General features: G+C 64.7%; 21 protein-coding genes. 7 read left to right on the forward strand and 14 right to left on the reverse strand.

What is annotated here, in order from left to right:
• Positions 1-3: 3 nt before the first annotated feature.
• Together PHI64_RS17000 and PHI64_RS17005 are read right to left on the reverse strand one after the other, a co-directional pair.
• A complete protein-coding gene (locus PHI64_RS17000) occupies positions 4-735 on the reverse strand; it encodes an SDR family oxidoreductase (RefSeq protein ID WP_299885204.1) in 732 nt (243 codons plus the stop codon).
• Between the two features lie 64 nt (positions 736-799).
• Entirely contained in the window at positions 800-3,682 is a 2,883-nt protein-coding gene (locus PHI64_RS17005) for an EAL domain-containing protein (protein WP_299885207.1), read from the reverse strand.
• Between the two features lie 264 nt (positions 3,683-3,946).
• Between PHI64_RS17005 and PHI64_RS17010 the strand changes: the two genes are divergently transcribed.
• Positions 3,947-5,647, forward strand: a complete 1,701-nt coding sequence (locus PHI64_RS17010; protein WP_299885209.1) for a hybrid sensor histidine kinase/response regulator — start codon at positions 3,947-3,949, stop codon at positions 5,645-5,647.
• 5 nt (positions 5,648-5,652) lie between these two features.
• Positions 5,653-6,009, forward strand: coding sequence for a response regulator (locus PHI64_RS17015; RefSeq protein WP_299885211.1), 357 nt, complete (start codon positions 5,653-5,655; stop codon positions 6,007-6,009).
• A gap of 37 nt (positions 6,010-6,046) precedes the next feature.
• Here PHI64_RS17015 and parC read toward each other — a convergent pair whose 3' ends face one another.
• From parC to PHI64_RS17060, 9 genes are all read right to left on the reverse strand, one after another.
• Entirely contained in the window at positions 6,047-8,350 is a 2,304-nt protein-coding gene (gene parC / locus PHI64_RS17020) for a DNA topoisomerase IV subunit A (RefSeq protein WP_299885259.1), read from the reverse strand.
• Between the two features lie 241 nt (positions 8,351-8,591).
• Complete coding sequence (locus PHI64_RS17025; RefSeq protein ID WP_299885214.1) at positions 8,592-9,146, reverse strand: hypothetical protein; 555 nt, start codon at positions 9,144-9,146, stop codon at positions 8,592-8,594.
• Positions 9,143-9,580 (reverse strand): hypothetical protein, encoded by a 438-nt coding sequence (locus tag PHI64_RS17030; RefSeq protein WP_299885217.1) that lies wholly within the window; start codon positions 9,578-9,580, stop codon positions 9,143-9,145. The genes PHI64_RS17025 and PHI64_RS17030 overlap by 4 nt, the downstream gene beginning before the upstream one ends.
• 194 nt (positions 9,581-9,774) lie before the next feature.
• Positions 9,775-10,812 (reverse strand): GTP-binding protein, encoded by a 1,038-nt coding sequence (locus tag PHI64_RS17035; RefSeq protein ID WP_299885220.1) that lies wholly within the window; start codon positions 10,810-10,812, stop codon positions 9,775-9,777.
• A gap of 81 nt (positions 10,813-10,893) precedes the next feature.
• Complete coding sequence (locus PHI64_RS17040; protein WP_299885223.1) at positions 10,894-11,910, reverse strand: AAA family ATPase; 1,017 nt, start codon at positions 11,908-11,910, stop codon at positions 10,894-10,896.
• Positions 11,907-13,115, reverse strand: a complete 1,209-nt coding sequence (locus tag PHI64_RS17045) for an ATP-binding protein (RefSeq protein WP_299885226.1) — start codon at positions 13,113-13,115, stop codon at positions 11,907-11,909. The genes PHI64_RS17040 and PHI64_RS17045 overlap by 4 nt, the downstream gene beginning before the upstream one ends.
• 146 nt (positions 13,116-13,261) lie before the next feature.
• On the reverse strand, positions 13,262-15,223 hold the full coding sequence (parE, locus tag PHI64_RS17050) for a DNA topoisomerase IV subunit B (RefSeq protein ID WP_299885229.1): 1,962 nt from the start codon (positions 15,221-15,223) through the stop codon (positions 13,262-13,264).
• A 73-nt stretch (positions 15,224-15,296) separates the two neighbouring features.
• Entirely contained in the window at positions 15,297-15,791 is a 495-nt protein-coding gene (locus PHI64_RS17055; RefSeq protein ID WP_299885232.1) for a DUF302 domain-containing protein, read from the reverse strand.
• A gap of 168 nt (positions 15,792-15,959) precedes the next feature.
• Positions 15,960-17,186, reverse strand: coding sequence for a porin (locus PHI64_RS17060; protein ID WP_299885235.1), 1,227 nt, complete (start codon positions 17,184-17,186; stop codon positions 15,960-15,962).
• 446 nt (positions 17,187-17,632) lie between these two features.
• Between PHI64_RS17060 and pyrF the strand changes: the two genes are divergently transcribed.
• The 3 genes from pyrF to PHI64_RS17075 all read left to right on the forward strand — a co-directional run bounded on the left by pyrF (position 17,633) and on the right by PHI64_RS17075 (position 20,108).
• Entirely contained in the window at positions 17,633-18,451 is an 819-nt protein-coding gene (gene pyrF, locus PHI64_RS17065; protein ID WP_299885238.1) for an orotidine-5'-phosphate decarboxylase, read from the forward strand.
• Between the two features lie 180 nt (positions 18,452-18,631).
• Positions 18,632-19,537 carry a transglutaminase family protein gene (locus PHI64_RS17070; protein ID WP_299885241.1) on the forward strand — a complete coding sequence of 302 codons (906 nt, stop codon included), beginning with the start codon at positions 18,632-18,634 and terminating at the stop codon, positions 19,535-19,537.
• 43 nt (positions 19,538-19,580) lie between these two features.
• The gene (locus PHI64_RS17075; protein ID WP_299885244.1) at positions 19,581-20,108 is read left to right on the forward strand and encodes a hypothetical protein; all 528 of its coding nucleotides are present in this window, start codon (positions 19,581-19,583) and stop codon (positions 20,106-20,108) included.
• A 72-nt stretch (positions 20,109-20,180) separates the two neighbouring features.
• Here the strand turns inward: PHI64_RS17075 and PHI64_RS17080 are convergent, their stop codons facing one another.
• Together PHI64_RS17080 and PHI64_RS17085 are read right to left on the reverse strand one after the other, a co-directional pair.
• A complete protein-coding gene (locus tag PHI64_RS17080) occupies positions 20,181-20,783 on the reverse strand; it encodes a DUF938 domain-containing protein (RefSeq protein WP_299885261.1) in 603 nt (200 codons plus the stop codon).
• The gene (locus tag PHI64_RS17085) at positions 20,783-21,700 is read right to left on the reverse strand and encodes a LysR family transcriptional regulator (RefSeq protein ID WP_299885247.1); all 918 of its coding nucleotides are present in this window, start codon (positions 21,698-21,700) and stop codon (positions 20,783-20,785) included. The genes PHI64_RS17080 and PHI64_RS17085 overlap by 1 nt, the downstream gene beginning before the upstream one ends.
• 150 nt (positions 21,701-21,850) lie before the next feature.
• Here PHI64_RS17085 and PHI64_RS17090 point away from each other — a divergent pair, with 150 nt between their 5' ends.
• Positions 21,851-22,990, forward strand: coding sequence for a YbfB/YjiJ family MFS transporter (locus PHI64_RS17090; RefSeq protein ID WP_299885250.1), 1,140 nt, complete (start codon positions 21,851-21,853; stop codon positions 22,988-22,990).
• Positions 22,991-23,011: 21 nt separating this feature from the next.
• A complete protein-coding gene (locus PHI64_RS17095) occupies positions 23,012-23,407 on the forward strand; it encodes a tautomerase family protein (protein WP_299885253.1) in 396 nt (131 codons plus the stop codon).
• 16 nt (positions 23,408-23,423) lie between these two features.
• Here the strand turns inward: PHI64_RS17095 and PHI64_RS17100 are convergent.
• Positions 23,424-24,221: iron ABC transporter permease (locus PHI64_RS17100; RefSeq protein WP_299885256.1), on the reverse strand; the 798-nt coding region annotated here is incomplete at its 5' end.

Here is a 24,221-nt window from a genome sequence, read left to right on the forward strand (position 1 = left end):
CGGCTAGGCCGCCGGCAGGTTGCGCAGGTCGCCGTCCACCCATTCGCCGAAGTGCTCGCCGAGCAGGTGCTCGACGAGGCGGTGGGCCACGTCTGTCGGGGCGCTCAGCTGGCCATCGCGCTTGAGGGCGGCAAAGCGCGCAAGCTGGGGGAAGTGAGCCGGATCGCTGGCACGCACCTCGCCCTGCATGGGGGTGTCCACAACGCCAGGGGCGAGGCTGGCGATGCGCAGGCCCGGAATACCGTCCAGCGCGACGGCTCGGGCATGCTGGTCGAGCCCGGCCTTGGTGGCGCCATATACGCTCCAGCCTGCATAGGGGCTGCGGGCGGCTCCGCTGGAGATATGCACGATGCGCCGCCCGGAGCACCGGGCGGTGGCGGCCACAAAGGCGTTGGCGAGCAGGAGCGGGGCGCTGAGGTTGAGCTGGATGGCGGCGGCGATGAGAGCCGGGCCCTGGGCCCCGCAGGGGGCCACCGGCTGCAGCTGGCCGGCGTTGTTGATGAGCAGGGCGGTGTCTGCGTCCTTCACGAAATCAGCCAGATCGGAGCCGGCGAGCCAGCCCTCCAGTGCGCCCGCTTCCGACAGGTCGATGGCGTGCTGAGTCAGGCCGGAGGCGTGCAGCGCGGGATTGGCACGGCGGGACAGGCCCAGCACGGAGATTCCCCGGGCCAGCAGGGTTTGGGCGAGTGCGGCGCCAAGGCCGCTGCTGTGGCCGGTGACGATGGCCTTGATCATGGTGGGATGCCTGGTTGGATAAATTCGCCGATGGTACGCCAGAGCCTGCAACCGGGCGTGGCTGCTAGGCCGGCATTTTCAGCAGCCTTGCCAGCTCGGCGGCCGGCACTGGGCGTGAGAAGTGGTAGCCTTGGCCGACGCTGCAGCCCAGGTCGGTGAGCATGTGCTGCTGTTCGACAGTCTCGATGCCTTCGGCCACGGTGATCAGGGACATGTCCCGGGCGATGCTGACGATGGCGCGAATGAGGGCCACGTCGTCACGGTTGCGGTGCAGTTCCGAGACGAAGGAGCGGTCGATCTTGAGCACGTCGAAGCGGAAGTTGCGCAGGTAGGACAGGCTCGAATAGCCGGTGCCGAAGTCGTCCAGGGACAGCTTCACGCCCAAGTCGGTGAGGCTGCGCAGGGTCTGGCCAATCTGGCTGTCCTGGTCGAGGAAGACACTTTCCGTGACTTCGATCTCCAGGCGCCCGGGGGCCAGCTCGTGGCGGGTCAGGGTGTCCTTCACATGGGCCACGAAGTCGTGCCGGCGTAGCTGCGGTACGGCCACGTTGACCGCCATGCGTATCGATGTGGCGCCTTCCGTGTCCCACTGCTTGAGCTGGCGGCAGGCTTCGTCGAGCACCCAGCGCCCGATGGCGTGGATCATGCCGGTTTCTTCTGCAATCGGGATGAAGCGGTCCGGCGGCACTAGGGTGCCGGGCTCCGGTTGCCAACGCAGAAGCGCTTCACAGCCGGTGATGCGGCCACTGCCCAGGTCCACCTGGGGCTGGTAGTGGATCAGCAGCTCCTGCCGTTCGAGGGCATGGCGCAGCCCGTTTTCGATGCGCAAGCGCTCGGTGACCCAGTGGTTGAACTCGGGGGTGAAGAACTGGAAGTTGTTCCGTCCCGAGTTCTTGGCGTGATACATGGCGGCATCGGCGTTCTTCAGCAGGCTGTCGGTGTCGGTGCCGTTTTCGGGGTAGAGGGCGATGCCGATGCTGGGGGTGATCTGCAACTCATGCTCGCCGATGAGATAGGGCTGGCCCAGGGCGTTGAGGATCTTCTGGGCTGTGCTCACGGCAAAGCCGGGCTGCTCCAGGCCGGTGACCACCACCACGAACTCGTCACCACCCAGGCGGCTGACCGTATCCGACTGGCGGATCAGTCGATGCAGACGGTTTGCAACCTCCTGCAGGACGCAGTCGCCCATGGCGTGGCCAAGTGAGTCGTTGATGTTCTTGAAGCGATCCAGGTCGATGAACAGCACCGCCAGCTGGTCACCGTTGCGCCGTGCGGCGGCGATGGCCTGAGCCAGGCGGTCGCCCAGCAGTACCCGGTTGGGCAGCTGCGTGAGCACGTCGAATTCGGCCAGGTGACGGATGCGGTTCTCGGCTTCCTTGCGGTCGGTGATGTCCAGGAAGGTGCCGACGTAGTGGCGCACCTCGCCGCTGGGACCGCACACGGTGCCGATGCTGATTTGCTCCGGGTAAAGGCGGCCGTCCTTGCGGTGGTTCCAGATCTCGCCGGTCCATCCGCCAGTTTCGCGGATCGATTTCCACATGGCGTTGTAAAAGGCGGCGTCGTGATTTCCCGAGCTGAGGAAGGCCGGGGTCTGACCCAGCACTTCGGCGGGGGTGTAGCCAGTGATCTCGGAGAAGGCCGGGTTTACCGCGAGGATGCGGGTCTCCGGGTCAGTAACGATGATGCCTTCGCGGCTACTCTCGAACACGTGCCCGGCCAGGCGCAGTTCGCCGGCCTGCTTCTCGAGAGTACGGGTGTGGGTATCGAGCGCCTGGTGATAGGCGCCGAAGAGTCGGCTCATCCAGCGTGAAAAGAGCAGCGAGGCGGCCAGCGCCACACCGACCGTCACTGCCACCACGACCAGCAGATAGGGGACGCGGGCCGACAGGGAGATGCCGGCAGTGCGTCGTTCCGCAGCCAGGGCTGATTGCATTTCCTGCTCGAAGGTGCTGGCGACGACCACGATCTTCCAGGGGGCGTAGGCCTGGACGTAGGCTGAGCGGGTACCGACGGCTTCGTCAGGGCCGGGCTGCCACGGGTAGGTGATCAGCCCGCCGCCGTGCTGGCCGAGCTCAAGCAGCTGGCGCCGGAGGTCCTGTTCGGCGGGCGTCCCTGTGTTGTCGAGATGCTGGCCTTCGGCACGTTGGCTGTCCGTGTGCGGGTTGTCGGGTGGCAGGAGCAGCAGGCGGCCGTCGCTGCCCAGCACCATGAAATGCCCGGTGTCGCCGAAGTGCCAGGCACGCAAGCGATCCAGGCCTTCCTTCAGGCGCGCTTCCTCCCACTTGTAGAGGTAATCGCCGGTACCGATGATCCAGCCGTAGGGCTCGAACAGGCGCACATGGGCCAGCTTGTCGGACATCCGGGCCGGGTCGTCGGGTGAGTACCAGCGATAGCGCGAGAAACCGCCCGCGCTGTTGCCACGGGCGGCCTCCAGAAGCCCACGCATGATGTAGTGCCCGGTATCGTCCTGGTTGTTCCACAGGGAGCTGCCCTCCCGGGCAGGGGCCGTAGGGAGGAGGATGCAGCGCCCCTGGCTGTCATCGATGAAGAAATAGCCTCGCCCGTCGAAAAAACGCTGGGGACGCAAGGCCTCGATGATCAGACGCTTGACCTCGGCTTCCGGCCGGCGCCCGTGCTCCCGGGCGTAGATGCCCTGGGCAGTCTGCATGGCCATCGAGACCTTTTCCTGCAGAGCGTCGCGCAGCACGGCTTCGGTGCGCGAATGCACGAAGTCCAGGTAGTCGATGGCGGAAGCCATCTCGGTGCGAAGGCGCTCTTCCTTCTTGCTCTCGAAGCTTCGCTCAAGGCGCAGCAGGGCTTCCTGGTGTTCCGCGAGGGCGATCCACAGGAAGCTTGCGCCGAGCGTCAGGGCCAGGGCGAGGACGACGAGCAGCGTCCCCACCAGGTGGTAGCGGGGCAGAGTCCGGTCGGTGACGGCTAATTTCATAGGGGTCCGGGCGGGCTGCGAGTCCCGGGTTGTGAAGTACCCGGATCTTTTTAACGGCGCGCAATTCTATCACTAAAGTTATAAAAGGTCACTACTCATGAGTCCAGGTCGACGGTGTCGGAAGCCGTCAGCACCGATGCAAAATGCCGCTTGTGATGCAGGTTTTTGCACTTCGGGTTCAAGTCGGATAGGGCGGCTGACGTTAAAAAGGCCTGATCGAACACGCTCCGTCCAGGGGCCAACGCGTCCATTCGCTGCCAGTCCATGCCATCAGCCAGTCTTTCCTCCAGCGCTCAGGCTCGTCTGCGCCTATTCCTGCCCATCGTCGCGGTGGTCGTGGCGCTCATCGTGCTCGTCTGGGGCGCCATCCTGTATAAGACCAGGGCGGAAGAAGAGCTCGTCATCCAGTCCATCAATACTTCCAACCTCAATCTGGCTCGGGCGTTCGAGGAACACACCGTCCGTACAATCAAGAGCGTCGATCAGGCGGTACTGTTTCTGAAATTCCAGTACGAGAAGCTGGGCGACCGGGTGAATATTGCCGAGTATGTCCGCGAGGGCATGATCATCAACAGCATCTTCAACCAGCTCGGGGTGATCGACGAGCACGGTACCTACATCCTCAGCAATCTGGCGAACCACAAGCGGATGGACCTGTCGGACCGGGAGCACTTCCAGGTTCACAAGGCGCGTGACACCAACGAGTTGTTCATCAGCAAGCCGGTGCTGGGGCGGGCGTCCGGCAAGTGGTCGATCCAGATGACCCGGCGCATCAACAAGCCCGACGGCAGCTTTGGTGGTGTGGTGGTCATCTCGGTGGACCCCTTCTACTTTTCCGATTTCTATAGCGGTGTTGATCTGGGCAAGGACGGTGTGGTCGCCCTGGTGGGCCGGGATGGCATCGTGCGTGCCCGGCGTTCGGGTGACAACAAGGCGGTGGGGCAGGACCTGAGCGGCAGCGCACTGATGGCGAACCTGGCCCGGGCAGAAACGGGGAGCTATCGCTCCGCCAGCTATGCCGATGGTGTGCTTCGTTTCTACGGCTACCGGGCCATGAAGGACTATCCCTTGGTGGTTGCCGTGGGTGTAAGCGAGGAAGCGGCATTGGCCGAGTATCGCGAGCGTCGCGTCGGCTACATCGTCTACGCCATCGGGGTGACGCTGGTGCTGGTGCTGTTCGGGGGCATGGCGATTCGTTTGCTGGATCGCCAGATCCGCATTTCAATGGCCCTGCGCGAGAGCCAGATCAAGGCCGAGGCCGCCAACCGCATGAAATCGGAATTTCTCGCTTCCATGTCCCATGAGCTGCGTACGCCCCTCAACGGCATCATGGGTTACGCCGAGTTTCTCAAGGAAAGCGCCGACGAGACCAGGAGGGAGTTCGCCGGCATCATTCTGGACAGCAGTCACCATCTGCTCGATCTGGTCAATTCCATCCTCGATCTGGCCAAGATCGAATCCGGCAAGATGGAGCTGGAGCGGCGCCCCGAGGCCCTGCGTCCGATGATCGAGCGCATCGTGCGTACCCATCGTCCGCCGGCTGACGAGAAAGGGCTGGCCCTTGAGTTGGTGATCGATCCTGCGCTGCCTGAGCAGATCAGCTGCGATGCCACTCGGCTGGCTCAGATTCTCAACAACCTGCTCAACAACGCCATCAAGTTTACCGATAGCGGCGCGGTGACCGTGAACGTCGGGCAGGACGCCGGAAGACTGCGCATTGGCGTGGCCGACACCGGTTGCGGCATCGATGTCGGGATGCAGCCCTACGTCTTCGAGCGCTTTCGTCAGGTGGATGGCTTCCTGACCCGGCGCCATCAGGGCACCGGCCTGGGACTGGCGCTGGTCAAGGAGCTGGTGGCAATGATGGGGGGTGAGGTGACACTGAGCTCCTGTCCAGGGAAAGGGAGCGAGTTTGTGATCAGCCTGCCCTTGGAGCCAGTCGCTGCAGCGACAAGGGAAGGGTGAAGTCGATGAAGGTACTCATCGTGGACGACCAGAAGCTCAACCGCACGCTGCCCTGCGTGCTGCTGCGGCAACTGGGGTGCGAGGTGATCGAGGCCGACTCCGGAGAGGCCGCGCTGGCGGTCCTGGAGGGCAGGCCGGTGGACGCAATCCTCCTCGACATCAGCATGCCGGGCATCAGCGGTACGGAGGTGTGCCGGCGTCTGCGTGGCGACCCTGCGCTGGCCCGGCTGTACATCGTGGCTTACACGGCCCATGCCTTGCCCGAGCAGCGGGTGGAGATGCTTGGCGCCGGCTTTGACGAGGTACTCATCAAGCCCATCAATCGTCAGCGCTTGCTTGAGGCACTCAGGCTGCCCGTCTGAGTAGGCTGCCCCTTAACCGGGGCCAGCCGCCTTTGCATCAGTCGCCACGCAGGCCGTTGGTTTCGGAACGTCCCGGAGCCGGCTTGCCCTTGCGAGCCCGTTTGCCCAGCCAGGCTTCCCAGTCTCTGGGCCCCGCCGCCAGCTCCACCGCCTTGCCGCCGCGAGTGCTGGCCAGCAAGGTCAGGGTGTGGCGGAAAACGCAGGTGGCGGCCAGGGCCTCGCCCTCGTCGAGGCCCATGATGAGCACACCCTTGCCGCCCCCCGACAGGGACTTCATCTGATCGAGGGGGAAAATCAGCAGGCGCCCCGTGGATGACAGGGAGGCGACATGCTGCCCCTCGGCCGGGTCGAAGAACACCGGCTGGAGCAGGCGCCCGCCAGCGTCCAGGCTGACGAACTGCTTGCCGGCGCGCTTGCTGGCGATCATGTCGCCCAGCCCGCACAGGAAGCCGTAGCCGTCGGTGCTGGCCAGCAGCACACGTCGTTCGGGTGGGCCTGCCAGAACATGGGCGACACGGCTGCCGGACGGCAGCTCGATGAGGGAGGCCAGGGGCACCCCGTTGCCGCGCCCGTCGGGCAGAGCGGAGACGGCCACGGTGAGGGCACGGCCGCCATCGGTGAGGACGACCAGGTTGTCGACACTGCGGCATTCGAAGGCGCTGCCGAGGCGGTCGCCGTCCTTGAAGGCGACGTTGGCCAGGTCAACCCCATGTCCGCTGCGGCAGCGCACCCAGCCTTTGTCCGAGACGATGACGGTGACGGGTTCGTCCACTACGGTCTGGGTGACGCCAGCGCGGACCGCTTCTTCCACCAGGGTGCGGCGGGCGTCGCCGTACTTTTCGGCATCGGCGCGGATCTCTTTGATGACCAGGCGGCGCAGCTTGCCTTCGTTGGCCAGCAGGGCTTCCAGTTCGGTCTTCTCGCCGCGTAGTTCGGCCAGCTCGCGCTCAATCTTGATGCCTTCCAGGCGGGCCAGCTGACGCAGGCGGATTTCCAGGATGTCCTCGGCCTGGCGGTCGGAGAGGTCGAAGCGGGCGATCAGGGCCGGCTTGGGCTCGTCCGACTCGCGGATGATGCGGATTACCTCGTCGATGTTCAGGAAGACGATGTGGCGGCCTTCCAGGATGTGGATGCGATCATCTACCTGGCCAAGGCGGTGGGCGGTGCGCCGACGCACCGTGACGATGCGGAAGCGGCCCCATTCGTGGAGGATGTCAGCCAGATTTTTCTGCCCGGGGCGGCCATCCAGGCCGATCATCACCAGGTTGATGGACGAGGAGGTTTCGAGGCTGGTGTGGGCCAGCAGCAGGTTGGCAAACTCGGCAACGTCCTGGTTGCGGCTCTTGGGCTCGAACACCAGGCGCACCGGGGCATCCTTGCCGGACTCGTCGCGCACCCGGTCGAGGGCGGCGAGCATCACGGCCTTGAGCTGAGCCTGGTCGGCGTCGATGGACTTCTTGCTGGTCTTGGGCTGCGGATTGGTGAGGGTCTCGATCTCGAAGAGTACCTTCTGGGCCGAGACGCCGGGGGGCAGCTCATTGACCACCAGCTGCCACTGGCCCCGGGCCAGGTCCTCGACAATCCAGCGGGCCCGCAGCTTGAGGCTGCCACGGCCAGTCTCGTAGGCCTGGCGGATGTCGGCGGCCGGGGAGATGAGCTGGCCGCCACCGGGAAAGTCGGGCCCGGCGATGTGGCTCAGCAGGTCGACTACCGTGGCTTCCGGGTTCTCGATGGCGTGGATGGCGGCGCTTGCCACCTCGCGCAGGTTGTGGGACGGGATTTCAGTGGCCATGCCCACGGCAATGCCCGAGGCACCGTTGAGCAGCACGAAAGGCAGCCGCGCCGGCAGCAGCTGGGGCTCTTCGAAGGCGCCGTCGTAGTTGGGGCGGAAATCCACCGTGCCCCGGTCGATCTCCGACAGCAGCAGCTCGGCTATGGGGGTGAGGCGGCATTCGGTGTAGCGCATGGCCGCCGCGGAGTCGCCGTCCCGGGAGCCGAAGTTGCCCTGACCATCCACCAGCGGGTAGCGCAGGGAGAAGTCCTGGGCCACCCGCACCATGGCGTCGTAGACGCTGGAATCGCCATGGGGGTGGTACTTGCCGATCACGTCGCCCACCACCCGGGCCGACTTGACGTGCTTGGAACCTGGCGACAGACGCATCTCGTTCATGGCGAACAGGATGCGGCGCTGCACGGGCTTGAGGCCATCCTCCACCTGGGGCAGAGCGCGGGCCTTGACCACGCTCATGGCGTAGGCCAGATAGGCGCGTTCGGCGTAGAGGTCGAGGGGCAGGGTGTCCCCGCTGCCCAGCAGCGGCAAGGCGGGCGGCGCGGGCGGCATGCCGTCTGCGCCGGTGTCGTTGGGGTCGATACTGTTGTTCATTCTGTGCTGCGTGCTGCAGGCCGGCGGGGTTAGCGGAGTGGCGTGCGCCTGTCGGGCGCGACGAAGGCGGCAAAAATACCACAGGCCGGGGGAATTGCCGGATGTGCCTGACGTGAAAAGTCCCCGGCGGGCTCGGTTGTGCCGTCCGGGGACCTGGGCAGGCTAAGCGCGATGGATTCGCCCCAGCTGGGGCGAGCGCTCAGAGGGTGAGGGCGGAGATGGCCTTCAGGCCCTCGGCAATGTTGGCGCGGGCGGCTGCCTCGACCGCGAGGCGAAGCCGCTTGACGCCAACCAGGGAGTCGCCAGCGCCGGCGCTGCCCGATGCGTTGATGGATTTGCGCAGCACCACCGATCGATCTGCCACCCGGGTCAGCGACCACGCGGCTTCCATCTCCACCGTGAACGTCATGCCGAACAGCGGCTTGGTGAGCCGGGTCACGCGCACGGACAGCTCGTAATCACCGTTCTTGCCTTGAACGACGCTCGTGAACACCTTGTTCCGGGTGACGGCTTCCTCGATGGCTGCCTTGAGGTCTTCGTCGGCGATGTTGCTGCTGTCCAGCGCGCCCGTGTCGGTGCCGCCGGAGGCAAGCACGCTGACGCTGTGAGGGTGGGGCCTGGCCGCGGTGACATCCGTCGGCACCATGGCTTCGCGGTTCGCCGGGGATGCACAACCGACCAGCCACAGGGTTGCGACCAGTGCGGTGAGGGAGGTCCGGGTCATGCCGGGACGTGCGCGCAGGGATGCGTTCATTGGCCTTGCTCCTTGTAGATGTTGTCGATCACCTCATCGACCATTTCCTTGGGGGACTTGCGGGTCAGGGAGGTGTGGTAGGAATTGCCGGTGGCGAGGGGGTAGTCGTCCTTCGGGTCGCGGATCACCACGGTGAGTTCGAGCATGTACATGGTGATGTCCCACATCCATTTCTCGACGTAGGTGACGACGGCATCGACCTTGTTGGCGGGGGCGGTGCCGGTGGTGGCGCTGACTCCCTTGGTGCGGAGCTTGTCGGCGATGAGACGATCGGTGTCGGCATTGTCACTGGCGAATTTCTTGACATGCACGGTCTTGATCTCGGAGAGCCGGGTGCCAGGTTCAACGTGGGCGGTAGCCCGATTGACGGCACATCCGGTGGCGATGCTCGCCACCACGCCGAGCTGGAGCAGAAGAAGAAGGGCTTTTTTCATAAGGGAGGCCTGGAAGGCTGCCGGGCAGGGAACAGAATTGCTGAAAACAGCGTCGAGACCGGCGCAGGGAGCGATGAGATGCCTGTCGATCCCGCGTCGGCGGGTATCGATAGTAATGCAAATGGCATATTTTTGGCGAACTTTCCAGCGCCCGAGGTGGTGCCGCTCCGGGCGGGCCTGAACCGGCCCGGGTTTCAGCGGCAGGCCAGCCGGAATGCGTTGCGGATGCCTTCTTCGTCCAGATTGCGCCCGATCAGGATCAGGGTGCAGTTGCGGGCCTCGCCCGGCGCCCAGGGGCGGCCGTAGTCCGAGCCGCTCAGGCGATGCACACCTTGCAGCACCACCCGGCGCGCTTCGTCGCGGATGGCCAGTACGCCCTTGTAGCGGAGCAGGGCCGGGCCCTGGCGCACCAGCAGCTCCTCGACGAAGCTGGCCATCAGGCGGGAATCCACCGGGCCGTCGTGGATCAGGGCCAGGGACTGGATCTCGTCGTCGTGGCGGACAAAGCTGCGGTGCTTGCCGCCGCCCCGGCGCAGACCGCTGGGCACTGCAGCATCAAGGAAGGCCGGGATCTGCTCCAGCACGTCGTCGAGACGGAAGGCGTCGAGGGCAAACAGGGCCTTGAGGGCTGGGGCATCATCGGGCACGGGGCTGATCGGGGCCCGCAGGTTGATGCGGCTCAGGCGCTGCTCCAGGGCTGCCAGTTCGTCCGCGCCTATCTGTTCGCCTTTGCTGATCAGGATGCGGTCGGCAAAGCCGATCTGGGCGGCGGCGACCTTGTTGGCGGCCAGCTGCCCGGTGGCATGAACGGCATCGACCACCGTGATGATGCCGTCGAGGGCATAGCGGCCGGCCACGCCCTCGTCGAGAAAGAAGGCCTGAGCCACTGGTGCCGGGTCAGCCAGGCCGGTGGTCTCGATCACCAGATGGTCGAAGTTCAGCTCGCCTCGATCGCGGCGGTCCGCCAGCCGGGCAAGGGCGTCGGACAGCTCGCCACGCACGCTGCAGCAGATGCAGCCGTCGGTTAGCTCGACCACCTCGACGGCCGACGATTCGGCCACCAGGCCGCCGTCGATGCCCACGCTGCCGAACTCGTTCTCGAGCACAGCCACCCTGAGTCCGGAGCCCAGGGCCAGGAAACGGTTGAGCAGGGTTGTCTTGCCGGCACCGAGAAAGCCGGTGAGGATGGTCGCCCGGATGAGCGGCCGGGGGAGGACCAGGGGATTATGCATGGGGGCAGGCGAAATATCCTGGTCGGAGGGCGAGGGGAGAGAAGGCGCTGCGAGAGGCGGTGTCAAAGGTTCGGCGGGCTTTTATAACGTGATGCCTGTTTCAGCTGCAATCCTTGATGCAAGCTGTTTGAAGTCCTTCCGTGCGTCATTGACGGCATTGGCGTGGCTGCCGATGGCGCCATCTGCCGCGCTCAGGTTGAAGATGGGCTTGCGGTGCTCCTGCCCCATCGGGATCAGGCTGCGGTAGTGCTTGATGGTGGCGAGGCAATAGGGGTCCTGCTCCTGTTTCATGCCTTCCACAGCGTCCTCGTTCAGCACCGCTGTGCGGTAGACCGAGGGTATGCGCTGAACCCACTTGTCGTAAGCTCTCACGGGGCGGTCCAGCCGGACGCCATGTTGCTGGCACAAGTACCCGATTGGCTGCATCGTGCCGGCAGGGAGCTGGAAATCAGGATACTGGGATTTGTCCGGGCCCTCCTGCCAGTTCCTCAGTCGCCGCTCCCAAAGGTTTCTCCAGCTCTTCAGGGTTGGGCCCAGGTTGCTGAGGCCTTGAAGGGAGAAGAGATCTGCACCGAGGGGGATGGCGACGTAGTCCGTTGCGAGGAGGGCCGATCGGTTGATGGCACCCAGGTTGGGGCCGATATCCACCAGAACCATGTCGGCCTGGATTTTCTCTGCAGCCGATTGCATCACTTGCCAGAAGGCAGTGAGAATACGCATCGGGCGATAGAGATTGGTTTCCTTCATGCTATTGGGCCATTCGCCCGACAGCGTGTCTTCAAAGCTCGACAGGGCTACGTCACCGGGCAGGAGATAAAGATCGGTTGCAATGGGCTGTAGGACGGGGAAGCTTATGTCGCCAACCCCGGTCAGCGGTTTGACGCACTGGAAGATCGTTGTCCCCGGCCCTTGTTTGTTCCAGATCTGCTCAATCCGGTCCTCGTCCAGGAAGGCGGCGGTCAAGTTGGCCTGCGGGTCCAGGTCCACAACCACGATGCGCTTGCGGAGACTCGCGAACATCCACGCCAGGTGGTAGATGAGCGAGGTCTTTCCGACTCCGCCCTTGTTATTGAAGAAGGTCAGTACAGGTGTGCTCATGATTTACTCTTGAACACGCAGACTACGGTGCTCTGGTTGGTTTCGAACTCGATGGGTGGATTGCCGTTGTTGTCCATAGCGCGACGCGCCGTCGCGATACCCCGACCAAATGCCTGGATGAAGCCATATACCTTCAGAACGTCGGCAATATTCGGGTTCCGATAATCCGTAATGCCTGGCCTGCCGAAGTTCTCGTCGGTGACATTGCCGTAGGGGCCACCTGGGCTGCTGATTTCGATTCGATCATTGAACCAATAGACGCGGACTGGAGCGTTGGTGCTCTCGTAGGCTCGATGTAGAACGGCATTGTAGAGGATCTGCTGGAGTGCGACCTGGGGATAAGGCGTTGCGAGTTGGTGTGTCACTGATTGGGTGATATCGACGCTTGTCCGGTTATGTGCTTTCAGCTTTTCCTCTGTGCGCCGCAGGATCTCAACGATTCCACCTCCGATTTCTTCCTCATCAAGGATGGGGTCGGCAAGCTCAGTTCCGTCAATTCTCAAAAACTGGACATAGGCTCCGGGCAGAAAGTCCTGGGGGCTCTTGCCGATCGCCAGCAGACCCACGACAGTCGGGGTCGGGTCATCGGGGGACAGGATCATGCGGCATGAGGCGAGCCGCTCTTCGTAGCTCCGTCCATTGGCTTCCAGTACATCGTCCGCAAAGGCGTTCGGCATGTACTCGTTCTCGAAAATACTCCTGGAGAGATCGGTCAGTCTGGCTGTCGGTACGGGGTAAATGTCGAAGGGAATGTTTTTGTAGCGCCGCCGTTCGTTGAGGATGCGTTCCTCTTGCTCATTTGCGAGCGCTCGCCGAGGGCCAGTACGGATCCATATCCGGCCTTCGAACTTGACCGGCGGCATGTCGGAGGGCATTACCGTGACAACGGCGATCTCCTGATTCTTCAATACGCGCTTTTCCACCGACAAGACCGGCAGGGGCAGGATGTTGCCGTCTGTCTTCATGTCGGCGAGCGACATCAGGAGCTGGTCTGTGATCTGAAGTGCGCTGGGTTCCCCGTTGTCCTTGGCGCCGATGAAAAGCATGCCTGGCTGGTTATGACCTGGCAGGTCGTTTGAAAAGGCACACACGGCCTGACGCGCTTTTTTCGGGACATCCCCCTTGAAGGACTCCTTGCGCTCCACGCGGTCCGACTCTAGATCGTTCAGTAGATCCAGCAGTTGATCGTCTGTCAGTCGTTGCATTCTTGTGGCCTGAGTAGATGCCCTGTCTAGGCTGAAGGGCGTCCCGGTTGCACGGGCTTGAGCGGAGGCTCTCGAGTTACCGATATTCTTTCATACTGCAAGGCACGGTCAATGGTGCTTGCGCCCTTTTCCGATCGTGCCGGATTTCACACATCCGCTTCGACGGAGTCGCCTTTTTCTTCCATCCAGGCCCGCCGCCCCGAGGCTTCGCCCTTGCCCATCAGCAGCGTGAACATCTTCAGGGTGTCGTCAAAGGCACCGCCGCGAACATGCACCGGCAGCACCCGGCGGGTGGCCGGGTCCATGGTGGTTTCGCGTAGCTGGTCGGGGTTCATCTCACCCAGGCCCTTGAATCGACCAACCTCGATGTGTTCTGGCTTGACGCCTTCGTGGGTCAGGCGGTCGCGCAAGGCGCCGAGCTCCTGGTCATCCAGTGCGTAGAGCCGGCGCGGTGGGCGCTTCTTGCCCTGAGCCGGTACGTCCAAGCGATACAGTGGCGGCTGGGCCACGTAGATGTGGCCGCGTTCGATGAGCTTGGGGAAGTGGCGGAAGAACAGGGTCAGCAACAGGGTCTGGATGTGGGAGCCGTCCACGTCCGCGTCCGACATGATGATGACCTTGCCGTAACGCAGCTCGGAGAGGTCAGGTTCCGAATCCGCCGTGTGGGCGTCCACACCCAGAGCCACGGCGATGTCGTGGATTTCGGCGTTGGCAAAGAGACGTTCCCGGTCCACCTCCCAGGCGTTCTGGACCTTGCCGCGCAGGGGCAGGATGGCCTGGGTGTCCTTGTCCCGGGCCATCTTGGCGCTGCCACCGGCAGAGTCACCCTCGACCAGGAAGAGCTCGTTGCGCTCGATGTCCTCGGACTCGCAGTCGGAGAGCTTGCCCGGCAGCACTGCCACGCCGGAGGACTTGCGTTTTTCCACCTTCTGGGCGGCCCGGGCGCGGGCCTGGGCGGCCTTGATGGCCAGCTCGGCGAGCTTCTTGCCGTAATCGACGTGTTCGTTGAGCCACAGCTCGAAGGGGTCGCGGACCATGCGCGACACCAGCTGCACGGCATCACGGCTGTTCAGACGCTCCTTGGTCTGGCCCTGGAAGCTGGGGTCGAGAACCCGGGCGGAAAGCAGGAAGGAGGCGCGCCCGAAGGCGTCGTCCGCGGTGAGCTTGACGCCCTTGGGGAGCAGGGCGTGGTGGTCGATGAAGGCCTTGATGGCGGTGAAGATGCCGTCCCGCAGTCCGGCTTCATGGGTGCCGCCGGCGGGGGTGGGGATGAGGTTGACGTAGGACTCGCGCACCGGGGCGCCTTCGGCGGTCCAGGCCACGGCCCAGGAGGCACCCTCGCCGGCGGCGAAGGTCTCATCGCCCTTTGGGGCAAATTTTTCACCCGCGAAGAGCGGGATCAACGGCTCGTCGGTGAGGGCCTCGGAGAGGTAGCCGCGCATGCCCTGCTCGAACAGCCAGGTCCGGGTGTCGCCACCTTCGATCGCCAGGCTGACTTCCAGCCCGGGCATCAGCACAGCCTTGGAACGCAGCAGGCGCTCCAGTTCGCCCCGGGGCAGGTCGGCGGCGTCGAAGTATTTGGCGTCCGGCCAGACGCGCACGGTGGTCCCGCTGGCCTTCTTGGGTGCGTCACCGATGCGGGCCAGGGGCTCGATCACCTCGCCCGCCGCGAAGACCAGGCGATGCCGGGCGCTGTCACGCACCACGTCTACTTCGAGGCGGTGGGACAAGGCATTGGTGACGGATACGCCGACGCCGTGCAGGCCGCCGGAGAAGCGGTAGGCGGAGTCGTCGTCAGTCTTGTTGAACTTGCCGCCAGCGTGCAGGCGGGTGAATACCACCTCGACGGTAGACACGCCCTCCACGGGGTGGACCTCGACGGGAATGCCACGACCATCGTCGGAGACGCTGACCGAGCCGTCCAGGTGCAGGGTCACGCCGATCTTCCGGCAGAAACCGGCCATGGCCTCGTCGGCGGCGTTGTCGATGACTTCCTGGATGATGTGGAGCGGATTTTCCGTCCGGGTGTACATGCCGGGGCGCTGCTTGACCGGTTCGAGGCCCTTGAGGACGGTGATGGAGTCGGCGTTATAGGTTTTCTGGGTCATGCTGGGCTGCCTGCGGCTGGGATTCTGAAGCGGTGCGGACTATACCGCGCCACCGGGCGGTGGGCGAGGGGCTTCATCGCGAGATGGCGGCCCGACCGGCGTTGTCGGCCACCTGGCGGGCGATCCGTTCGAGCAGGGCATTGGCAGCGCGCGCCCCCGGAGAGTCGCCGTTGGCCTCGCGCCAGGCCAGATGCACCGCGGCGTTCTGGCCTGGCCGGGTGTAGATGGCCATGGACAGGGGGCACTGGGCGATGTTGAGGGGGTTCTCCCGAGCCAGCTGCCAGGCGATGCGGGCGCTGCAGAAGTGCATGACCTCGGCCTGTTGGTAGACGGGGGTCGTTTCGTCGAGGGCTGGTGCCGTGCGGGCCAGCATGTCGCCGAACTGGCTGGGGGGGGAGGGCACCAGACCCTCGGCTTCAATGGCGTCCACCAGGGCCTCCCGGGCGTCGGCGTAAAGCGCCGGGCCGATGCGCAGGTGGCGGATGCCGTCGGCCCGGGCGGTGCCTGGCACGGGCAGCAGGGCGAGCATGGCGAGGGCGGTGGCGAGGCAGCGGGCCGGACGGGACATGAGTGGCGATGGCATGGAGCGCGGGCTGACGATGTTCCCATGGAAGCGGGTTGCGGGCCAGTGGGGGCGCAGCCGCGGGCATTCAAAAAAAACGGCGCCCCGAAGGGCGCCAGAAGGAGGGAGAAACACTACAGGGAACAGGATCGCCCCGGAGGGCGACGGATAAGCTTAGAAGAACAGGATGGCGCCGGCGGACAGGGTGCGGTTCTTGGTCTCGCTGTCGTCCACGGTGCTGGTGATCTTCTCCTGGTTCAGTTCGCCGACCAGGGTCACGAACTTGTTCAGGCTGTGATAGACGCCCAGGGTGTAGGCCTTGTTCTTGCGCTCGTTGCCCTGACCCAGAACACCGTCGTTGTCCTTGTTCTGGCCGAAGTTGATGCCGAACTTGGTCTTGTTGAGCTGGTAGGTGCCTTGCAGGAAGTAGCCCTTGGAGTCGGTCTTGTTGCCGAGTCCATCGCTGCCGCCGTAGAACTGGGCGCCCACGGTGGAGAGGCCCAGGCCCTTGCCGGTGAAGGCGTAGGCGACCGCGCCGAAGGAGCCCGCGCTGGCCTTGGCGCCGATTTCATAACCGGTGGCGGTGAAGGACTTGTCCGGGTTGGCGCCAACGCCATTGCAGGTGGAGCCCTTGGAGCAGCTGGTGCTTTGAGTGATCAGGCCGCCCCAGACCTTGCCGGGCATGCCGCCAGCCCAGTCGTAATCGACCTTGGCCTGGAAGCCAGGGGTCTTGGTCTGGTCGCCGGCAAAGGAACTGGGCTGGAAGATGCCGCCAGCAGCCTGCAGGCCGTTGAAGTTCGGGGTGGTGTAGGTGATCTGGGCCTGGAAGCCGGTGTACATGTAACCGTGGCCGATCATGCCGAAGGTGGTGTTGAACGGGATGCCGGCGTTGGAGGTGCCGCCGACGCCCAGCAGGGTCATGTCGGACAGGATGATGTTCTGACCGAAGAGGCCGATGTCACGGCCGAACTTCATGGTGCCCCAGTCGTTATTGCCGAACTGGAAGTACACGTTACGCACATCGACCTGGCTGAACGGGCTGTTCTTGCCGCCGGTGGCGCCAGCGCCCGGATCGGTGGGCAGGCCGATCACGGAGGACGAGTCGTTGATACCGGGGGCGAAGCTGAAGTGGGCCTTGATGTCCTGGTCAGCAACCTTGGTGGTCATCACGAAGTTGATCCAGCCCGGCAGCAGGCCGTTGGTCAGGGCGCTGTTCTGGGTCTTGGTCTCGGGGCCGCCGGCAACCGAGGTTTTGGACTCGCGGTTGACGTAGAAGCCGTTGATCGTGCCATTGATGTCAAGGGTCACGTCATCCTTGGTGAAGCTGACGGCCTGTGCACCGCCGGCCGCGGCGGCCAGGCAGGCGAGGGCAACGGATTGGGCCAGAAGGGTCTTCTTCATAACGATTGTCTCCGGAATTTTGTCGTTGATATCACCACCGAAGCGCGGGCTATCTAGCGCCGCTACTTCGTTCCTCCCTTGGTCGCATTTCCCACGAAACACGCCGTTACGGAGCGAACTCCCTTCAGCGAGCCTTGTGCCAGCCTGTGTCACGGAAAACGAAAATATTCACGTAAGCCTTTCAAGCTGCTGTTTATTAATGGATAAATTTTTTCCATGGGTGTGCCGCCGGGTGTCGGGCTGCCTGCCTCCGGGTGTTCAGTAACTGAGCAGTGTGCTGTGACCTTACGGAAGGTGTGGTGCAATCCGTGACAGCAGGGTGGAGCATGCTGTGACGCAACATGCTCCACGGGCGGGCGGCCGCTGGCCGATTCGGATTTGGTGGTGGGGCTGGTAAACTCCTGGCCCAGATTTCACACGCCCGGGCTGTTGGCGCCCGCACTCCCATGGATTTCCGTTCCAAGCTGGCTGCCGCATGGCAGCGCCATGATTCCCTGCTGTGCGTCGGGCTCGACCCGGACCCCTCGCGCTTTCCGGCTCACCTGCAAGGGCGCCCCGATGCGGTGCTGGCCTTCTGCAAGGGCATCGTTGATGCCACCGCCGACCTCGCCTGTGCCTTCAAACCGCAGATTGCCTACTTCGCTGCGGCCCGGGCCGAAGATCAGCTGCAGGACCTGGTTGCCTACATCCATCAGCACCACCCGGCGGTGCCGGTGGTGCTGGATGCCAAGCGTGGCGACATCGGCGCCACCGCTCAGCAATATGCCCGGGAGGCCTTCGAGCGTTACGCTGCCGACGCGCTGACGGTCAATCCCTACATGGGTTTCGACTCGGTGGAGCCCTACCTTGAGTTCTCCGACCGGGGGCTGATCGTGCTGTGTCGTACCTCCAACCCGGGCGGCTCCGATCTGCAGAACCTCACCGTGGCAGGGGGGCGCAAGCTCTACCAGCACGTGGCCGAGCTGGTGGCAGGCAAGTGGAACGTGCACGGCCAGAATGCGCTGGTGGTCGGCGCCACCTTCCCCGAAGAGCTGGCCGATGTGCGTGCCATCGTCGGCGATCTGCCCCTGCTGGTGCCCGGCATCGGCGCCCAGGGCGGTGACGTGGAGGCCACGGTGAAGGCTGGCCGTACGGCATCAGGGGCCGGGCTGATGATCTCCTCGTCCCGCGCCATCCTTTACGCCGGCTCCGGCGAGGACTTCGCCGCCCAGGCCCGCGCGGTGGCGCTGGCGACGCGTGACGAGGTCAATCTGTACCGATCCTGAGCAGTCGGCTGCGCTCCCGGCTGCGCAGAAAGCCGGGCATGCTGCGCTGCCGCAGCGTAGGATGGAAACCTTGTCGGAGGCGGGATGTGCGCGAGGACGCGCGCGCCCGGACTGCGACGGTCATTTTTTCCGCCGAATGACCCGCAATTTCGCGTCAAGGCAGTGTTATCAAGGACGCCCATGGTCAGACTGAAGTTTTCGGTCGAACTCAATTACGCAGTTGCAGCACCGGGCTGTGACTTCATCTTCAACATCCACGCTGCTCACACACGACATCAGCGCGTGGTCACCGAGATGATGGAGCTGGGGCAGTTCCTGTTGCCGCAGGTGCACACCGATGCCACCACCGGCAACCGTTACATGCGCCTGAAGGCCGAAGCCGGTCCCCTGAGGCTGCGTTACAGCGCCACCGTTGAACTGCAGCATCACCTGGCTGCACCCGAGAGCATCCACGAGGTGCCGGTGTCGCGCCTGCCGGCTGATGTGCTGACCTACCTCTATCCCAGCCGCTACTGTCAGTCTGATCGTCTTTATGAGTTGGCCAGCCGCGAGTTTGGTGCCTTGCCACCGGGCTACGACCGGGTTCGCCGGATCTGTGCCTGGGTGGGCAAGCACGTGGAGTTCAAGTCCAATACCACCAACGCCAGCACTGCAGCCCTCGACACGCTGCATGAGCGGGTAGGGGTGTGCCGTGACTTTGCCCATCTGATGATTGCCCTGTGTCGGGCCCTCAACATTCCGGCGCGCTTTGTGGCCGGGATCGACTACGGCGCTGATCCGGCCCTTGGGCCGAGTGACTTTCATGCCTATGTCGAGGTCTTTCTGGGGGATCGCTGGTATCTCTTCGACCCTTCGGCCACCGCCATCCCCATGGGGCTGATGCGTTTCGGTACCGGCAGGGATGCGGCCGACGTGTCCTTTGCCACCATTTTCGGGCCTGTCCGTGCCGAGCCGCCCAGGATCATCATCGAGGCCATCGCCGACCCGCTGGCGGGTATCGAGATGCCTCGCCATCGTCCGGAGGCGCTGTCCACCGACGATGGTTCTGCCGTACTGATCGGCACCCGTCTTGCCCCCCTTTGCTGACCCGCCCCCAGCGTCTTCGCCTTCATTTCATCAGGAGATTCCCATGAGTACCATCGAAGAAATCGCTGCCCGCCACGGTTTCAGTGCCGATGCCGGGCGTTCGGCGTATGCCGCACTCCAGTCCGGCGGTTTCAGCCAGGCCCAGTTCAACCACCCGGAGTTCGGTGGCATGGGGCAATGGATGAGCGGCGGCATGATGATGATCGGTGACATGTTCAACGAGAATCTGAAATGGCGCGTCGGTGCGCTGCTCACCGAGCTCTCCCAGCATCGGGAGCCCCAGCCGGCCATGGCGCCCCAGGGCAACAACTGGGGTTTTGCCCAGTCGTCTAGCTGGTGGCCGTCAGAGCTTGGTTCGCCGGCCAGCTCCGGCAGCCAGAATGACATGGCCTACGCCTGGTTCCCGAATACCGGCAAGCTGCTCGTCAAGCTGGCCGGAGACGTCTTCTCCTTCGACACCGGCAACCTGTCCATCTATGGCGTGCAGCAACAACAGGGGGGCGGCATCGGCTCGGTGGTGCTGAACACCTCCAATGGTCCGATGGGCCTGCTCGGGCTCAACCGCGCCTGAGCGTCAGGCAGCGTCTGGCTGCCGGTATGGCGGCGATGCCGGTTTGCCCCGGTCTCGGCGCCATACGGCTTTTCAGGCCTGGCGCTGCCAGCTGAGGCAGCGGTTGTTGGCGGGCATTGCCCGGTCTTCCACCAGGCGGAAGCCTTGTTCCCGGGCGAGGGCATCCACGGCCTCGAAATCCCGGATGCCACGCCGTGGATCGTCGGCCTTTAGCGTGGCGTCAAAGTCGGCATTGCTGGTGCTGGTGGGCCGTCCGCCGTAGTGGAAGGGCCCGTAAATGCTCAGTCGGGCATCGGCGCTCAGCACGCCCGGGAGCTTGGCGAAGAAGGCCTGCACTTCGTCCCAGCACATGATGTGCAGGGTGTTGGAGCTGAACACCGCGTCGTAGTGCGCCGTGGGCCACGGGCCGCCTACGTCGAGGGCGAGGGGCGGCGGTGTGTTGGGCAGGCCGGTTTCGGCCAGCCATTGCCGGATGCCGGGCAGATACTCCGCTCGATCGCTGCTCTGCCAGACCAGATGGGGCAGTGCAGCTGCGAAGTGAACCGCGTGCTGGCCGGTGCCGGAGCCGATCTCCAGCACCTGGCGACGATCGGCGAAGTGGCTGCGCAGGGCGTCGAGGATGGCGCCCTTGTTGCGGTCACAGGCGGGAGAGTAGGGTTTGTCGAATATCTGCATCACGAAATTTCCGTCGCTTGAAGAGGGCCGAGCAGTTCGGCCAGACAGTCGGCAAAGGCCTGCCGGGCGGGCTGATGACTGCGGGCCCGGTGCCAGATCATCACCGTGGTGGAGAAGGCCAGGTCGGGTGGTACCGGGTGCACCCGCAGGGTGGCCCTACCCGGATCTGCCTCGCCCAGGTAGGCGCCGATGACCGTCCGCGGCACCAGACTGATGCCCATGCCAGCGGCGACGCAGCCGAGAATGGCTTCGAAGGTGCCGAACTCGCTGCTGCGGGCAATTGGCACGCCATCCCGCCGCAGCCAGTCGAAAAGGCGTTGCCGGTAGCTGCAGCCCTCCCGGAAGGTAAAGAGCTCCACCGGCCCACGCCGGGCCAGGTCTGCCGCGTTTTCGATTGGTGCCCAGTCGGCGGCGCTGATCAGTGCCACTTCTTCCACCACCACTGGCCGGCTTTCCAGGTGCGGATGAACGATTGGTCCGGATACCAGGGCCGCATCCAGCTGATGCGTCAGTACGTCCTGAACCAGGCTGGCGGTGGGGGCGGTATGCAGGCGCAACTCCACCCGCGGGTGGGCCCGCCGGAAGGCCGCTATGACCCCGGGCAGGCGGGCCGCGGCAGTGGTTTCCATGGAGCCGAGGCGCAGCAGGCCCTCGGGCAGATCGGCCCGGCGCACGGCGTCGCGGGCTTCGTCGGCAAGGTTCAGCAGCCGCTCGGCGTAGCCCGCCAGCAGGTTGCCAGCGGGGGTGATTACCAGGCGCCGGTTGATCCGGTCGAACAGGGCCGTGCCCAGATCTTCCTCCAGCAGGCGCAGGCGGGTGGTGACATTTGACTGAACGGTGTGGAGACGTTCAGCGGCGCGGGTGACACTTCCTTCCTCGACGATGGTGCGGAACATGCGCAGGTCGGAGAGATTCATGGCCATCTCTTTTTGAGATTGAAGTTATTGCATTAAATCATTTTTCTTGCTGATCTGCTGTTGTTAGGCTGCCCCCATCGATCAACAGGGCTCTGCATCATGCGTCATCTCTCCCCATCATTCCCCCCTTTGCCGCGACTTTCGGGCCCGTTGGCGATCGCGCTGGCCGGCCTGCTGGCCCTCTTGCTGGCCATGGGGGTTGGCCGTTTCGCCTTTACGGCATTACTGCCCCAGATGCGGGATGAAGGGCTGCTGGACGTGGCCAGTGGCGGCTTGCTGGCGGCATCGAACTACCTGGGCTATCTGGCCGGGGCACTGTGGGCCGCCTTCAGCCGCCGGGTGGATGCGGCGCGCCGTTTGCTTGGCGGACTGCTGGTCAGCGTGGGGAGCACTCTGGCCATGGGGCTGGAACTGGGTTTCCCCCTGTGGTGCGGGGTGCGCTTCCTGTCGGGGGTGGCGAGCGCCGTGGTGTACGTGTACGCCACGGGCATTGTGCTGCGCAGCCTGGCGGCGTGCCAGGCCTCCGGATGGAGCGGGCTGCATTACATGGGCGTGGGTAGCGGTATCGTGGTGTCGGCCCTGCTTGCCCGATACATGACGGTGGCGGGGAGTGCCCTGGAGGGCTGGCGCTGGCTGGGTGTGGTGGCGGCTCTGGGTGCGATGGCCGTGATGGTCGTGCTGTTGCCCCTCGGTAGGTCGGCATCTCCGGCGGATGAGGGGACTGTGCAGGTCAGCAGTGGTGGGCCACCGATGGGCTGGCTGGCCGCAGCTTACGGATTGGCGGGCTTTGGTTACATCGTCAACGCCACTTTCCTGCCCTTGATGCTGCGCGGACAGGCCGGCACCGCCAGCGCTGCATTGGACGGCTGGCTTGTGGTGGGCCTGGCGGCCTTGCCGGCGACGCTGTTCTGGGTGCGCCTGTCGTTTCGCTGGGGTGTCTATCCGGCCCTGATCAGCGCGACCCTGATACAGGCGATGGGTGTAGCCCTGCCAGTACTGATGGACGGTGTGACTGCGGCGATGGCCGGAGCGGCTTTGCTGGGGGCGACTTTCATGGGCATTGCAGGCCTGTCTCAGTGGCTGGCCCGGGTGCCGGACCCGCAGGTGACCGCGCGCCGTATCGGCTTGATCACCGCTTGCTACGGTGTTGGCCAGGTGGCCGGCCCCTTGCTGGTGGCGTTGAGGGGCCCCAGCGGGGGCTTCGTGGTGCCGGTGCTGGCCGCTTCGGTGGCCCTGTTGTGCAGTGCAGTTCTGCTGGAGGTGTCCCGTCGTCGGGAACGCCTTGCCTGATCTTTCGTCGAGGAGATGAGTATGCCTTACCTGAATTTGTCCTACGCTGCATCCGAAGGGCTTGCGGTGGCCGAAATTGCGGCCACTCTGACCGGCCTGACCGTCGAATTGCTCGGCAAGAAGGAATCGCTCACCGTCGTCAGCATCAACCGGGTGCCCCTTGATCACTGGTTTGTGGGTGGCCAGGCGTCGGTGTCGGGGCAGTCCGGTGCGGTGCTGGAGATCCGGATCACCGAGGGGACCAACACCAAGGCGCAGAAGGCGGCCTTTATCCGCGCAGCCTTCGGGGCGCTGGCGGCACGGCTGGTGAATCTGCATCCGGCAAGCTACGTGGCCATCCACGAGCCGCCCGCCGATGCCTGGGGCTACTCGGGTGAGACCCAGGAGTATCGCTACATCCGCGGGCTGTCGCTGTAGGCGGCCGGGCAGGCGCTTACCTGCGAGTGCGGGAAATCTGCCGTGACAGGGCAATGAGGGGCAGCAGGCCGACGGCCACGATGGCCAGGGCGGCGGTGGAGGCCTCGGTGAGGCGCTCGTCGGAGGCCAGCACGTAGGCTTGGGTGGCCAGGGTGTCGAAGTTGAAGGGGCGCATCACCAGCGTGGCGGGGAGCTCCTTCATCACATCCACAAACACCAGCAGGCTGGCGGTGAACAGGCTCCCCCGCAGGATGGGGACATGTACGCGACGGAGGGTCTCTCCCTGCCCAAGGCCCATGCTGCGGGCAGCATCGTCCATGCTGGGGGTGATCTTGGAGAGGCTGGCTTCGACCGTCTGCAGGGCCACGGCGAGAAAGCGCACGAGGTAGGCATAGATCAGTGCCGCGATGCCGCCGGTGAGGAGCAGCCCCGGGTTGCTGCCGAACCAGGCCTGCCACTGGCCGGACAGCCAATTGTCGAGCCGGGTGACGGGTATCAGCACGCCCACGGCGATCACTGTGCCAGGCACCGCATAGCCAAGGCCGACCAGGCGATTGAGGCCCTTGCTCAGAAGGGTTTTGGACAGGCGGGCGCTGTAGGCCAGCAGTACCGCCAGGGCCACGGCGATGAGGGCGGTCAGGCCAGCTAGGGTGAAGCTGTTGCGGGCCAGCACCAGGAAGCGTTCGCCGAATTGAGCGTCACCCTCACCGAGGGCCATGCGCAGGAGCAGGGCCGCGGGCAGCAGGAAGCCGAGGCACAGGGGCAACAGGCAGGTGAGCATGGCGAGCAGGCCAGCGCCGCCCTTCAGGCGCCC

The organism is Zoogloea sp. (assembly GCF_028689785.1).
Classification (GTDB): domain Bacteria; phylum Pseudomonadota; class Gammaproteobacteria; order Burkholderiales; family Rhodocyclaceae; genus Zoogloea.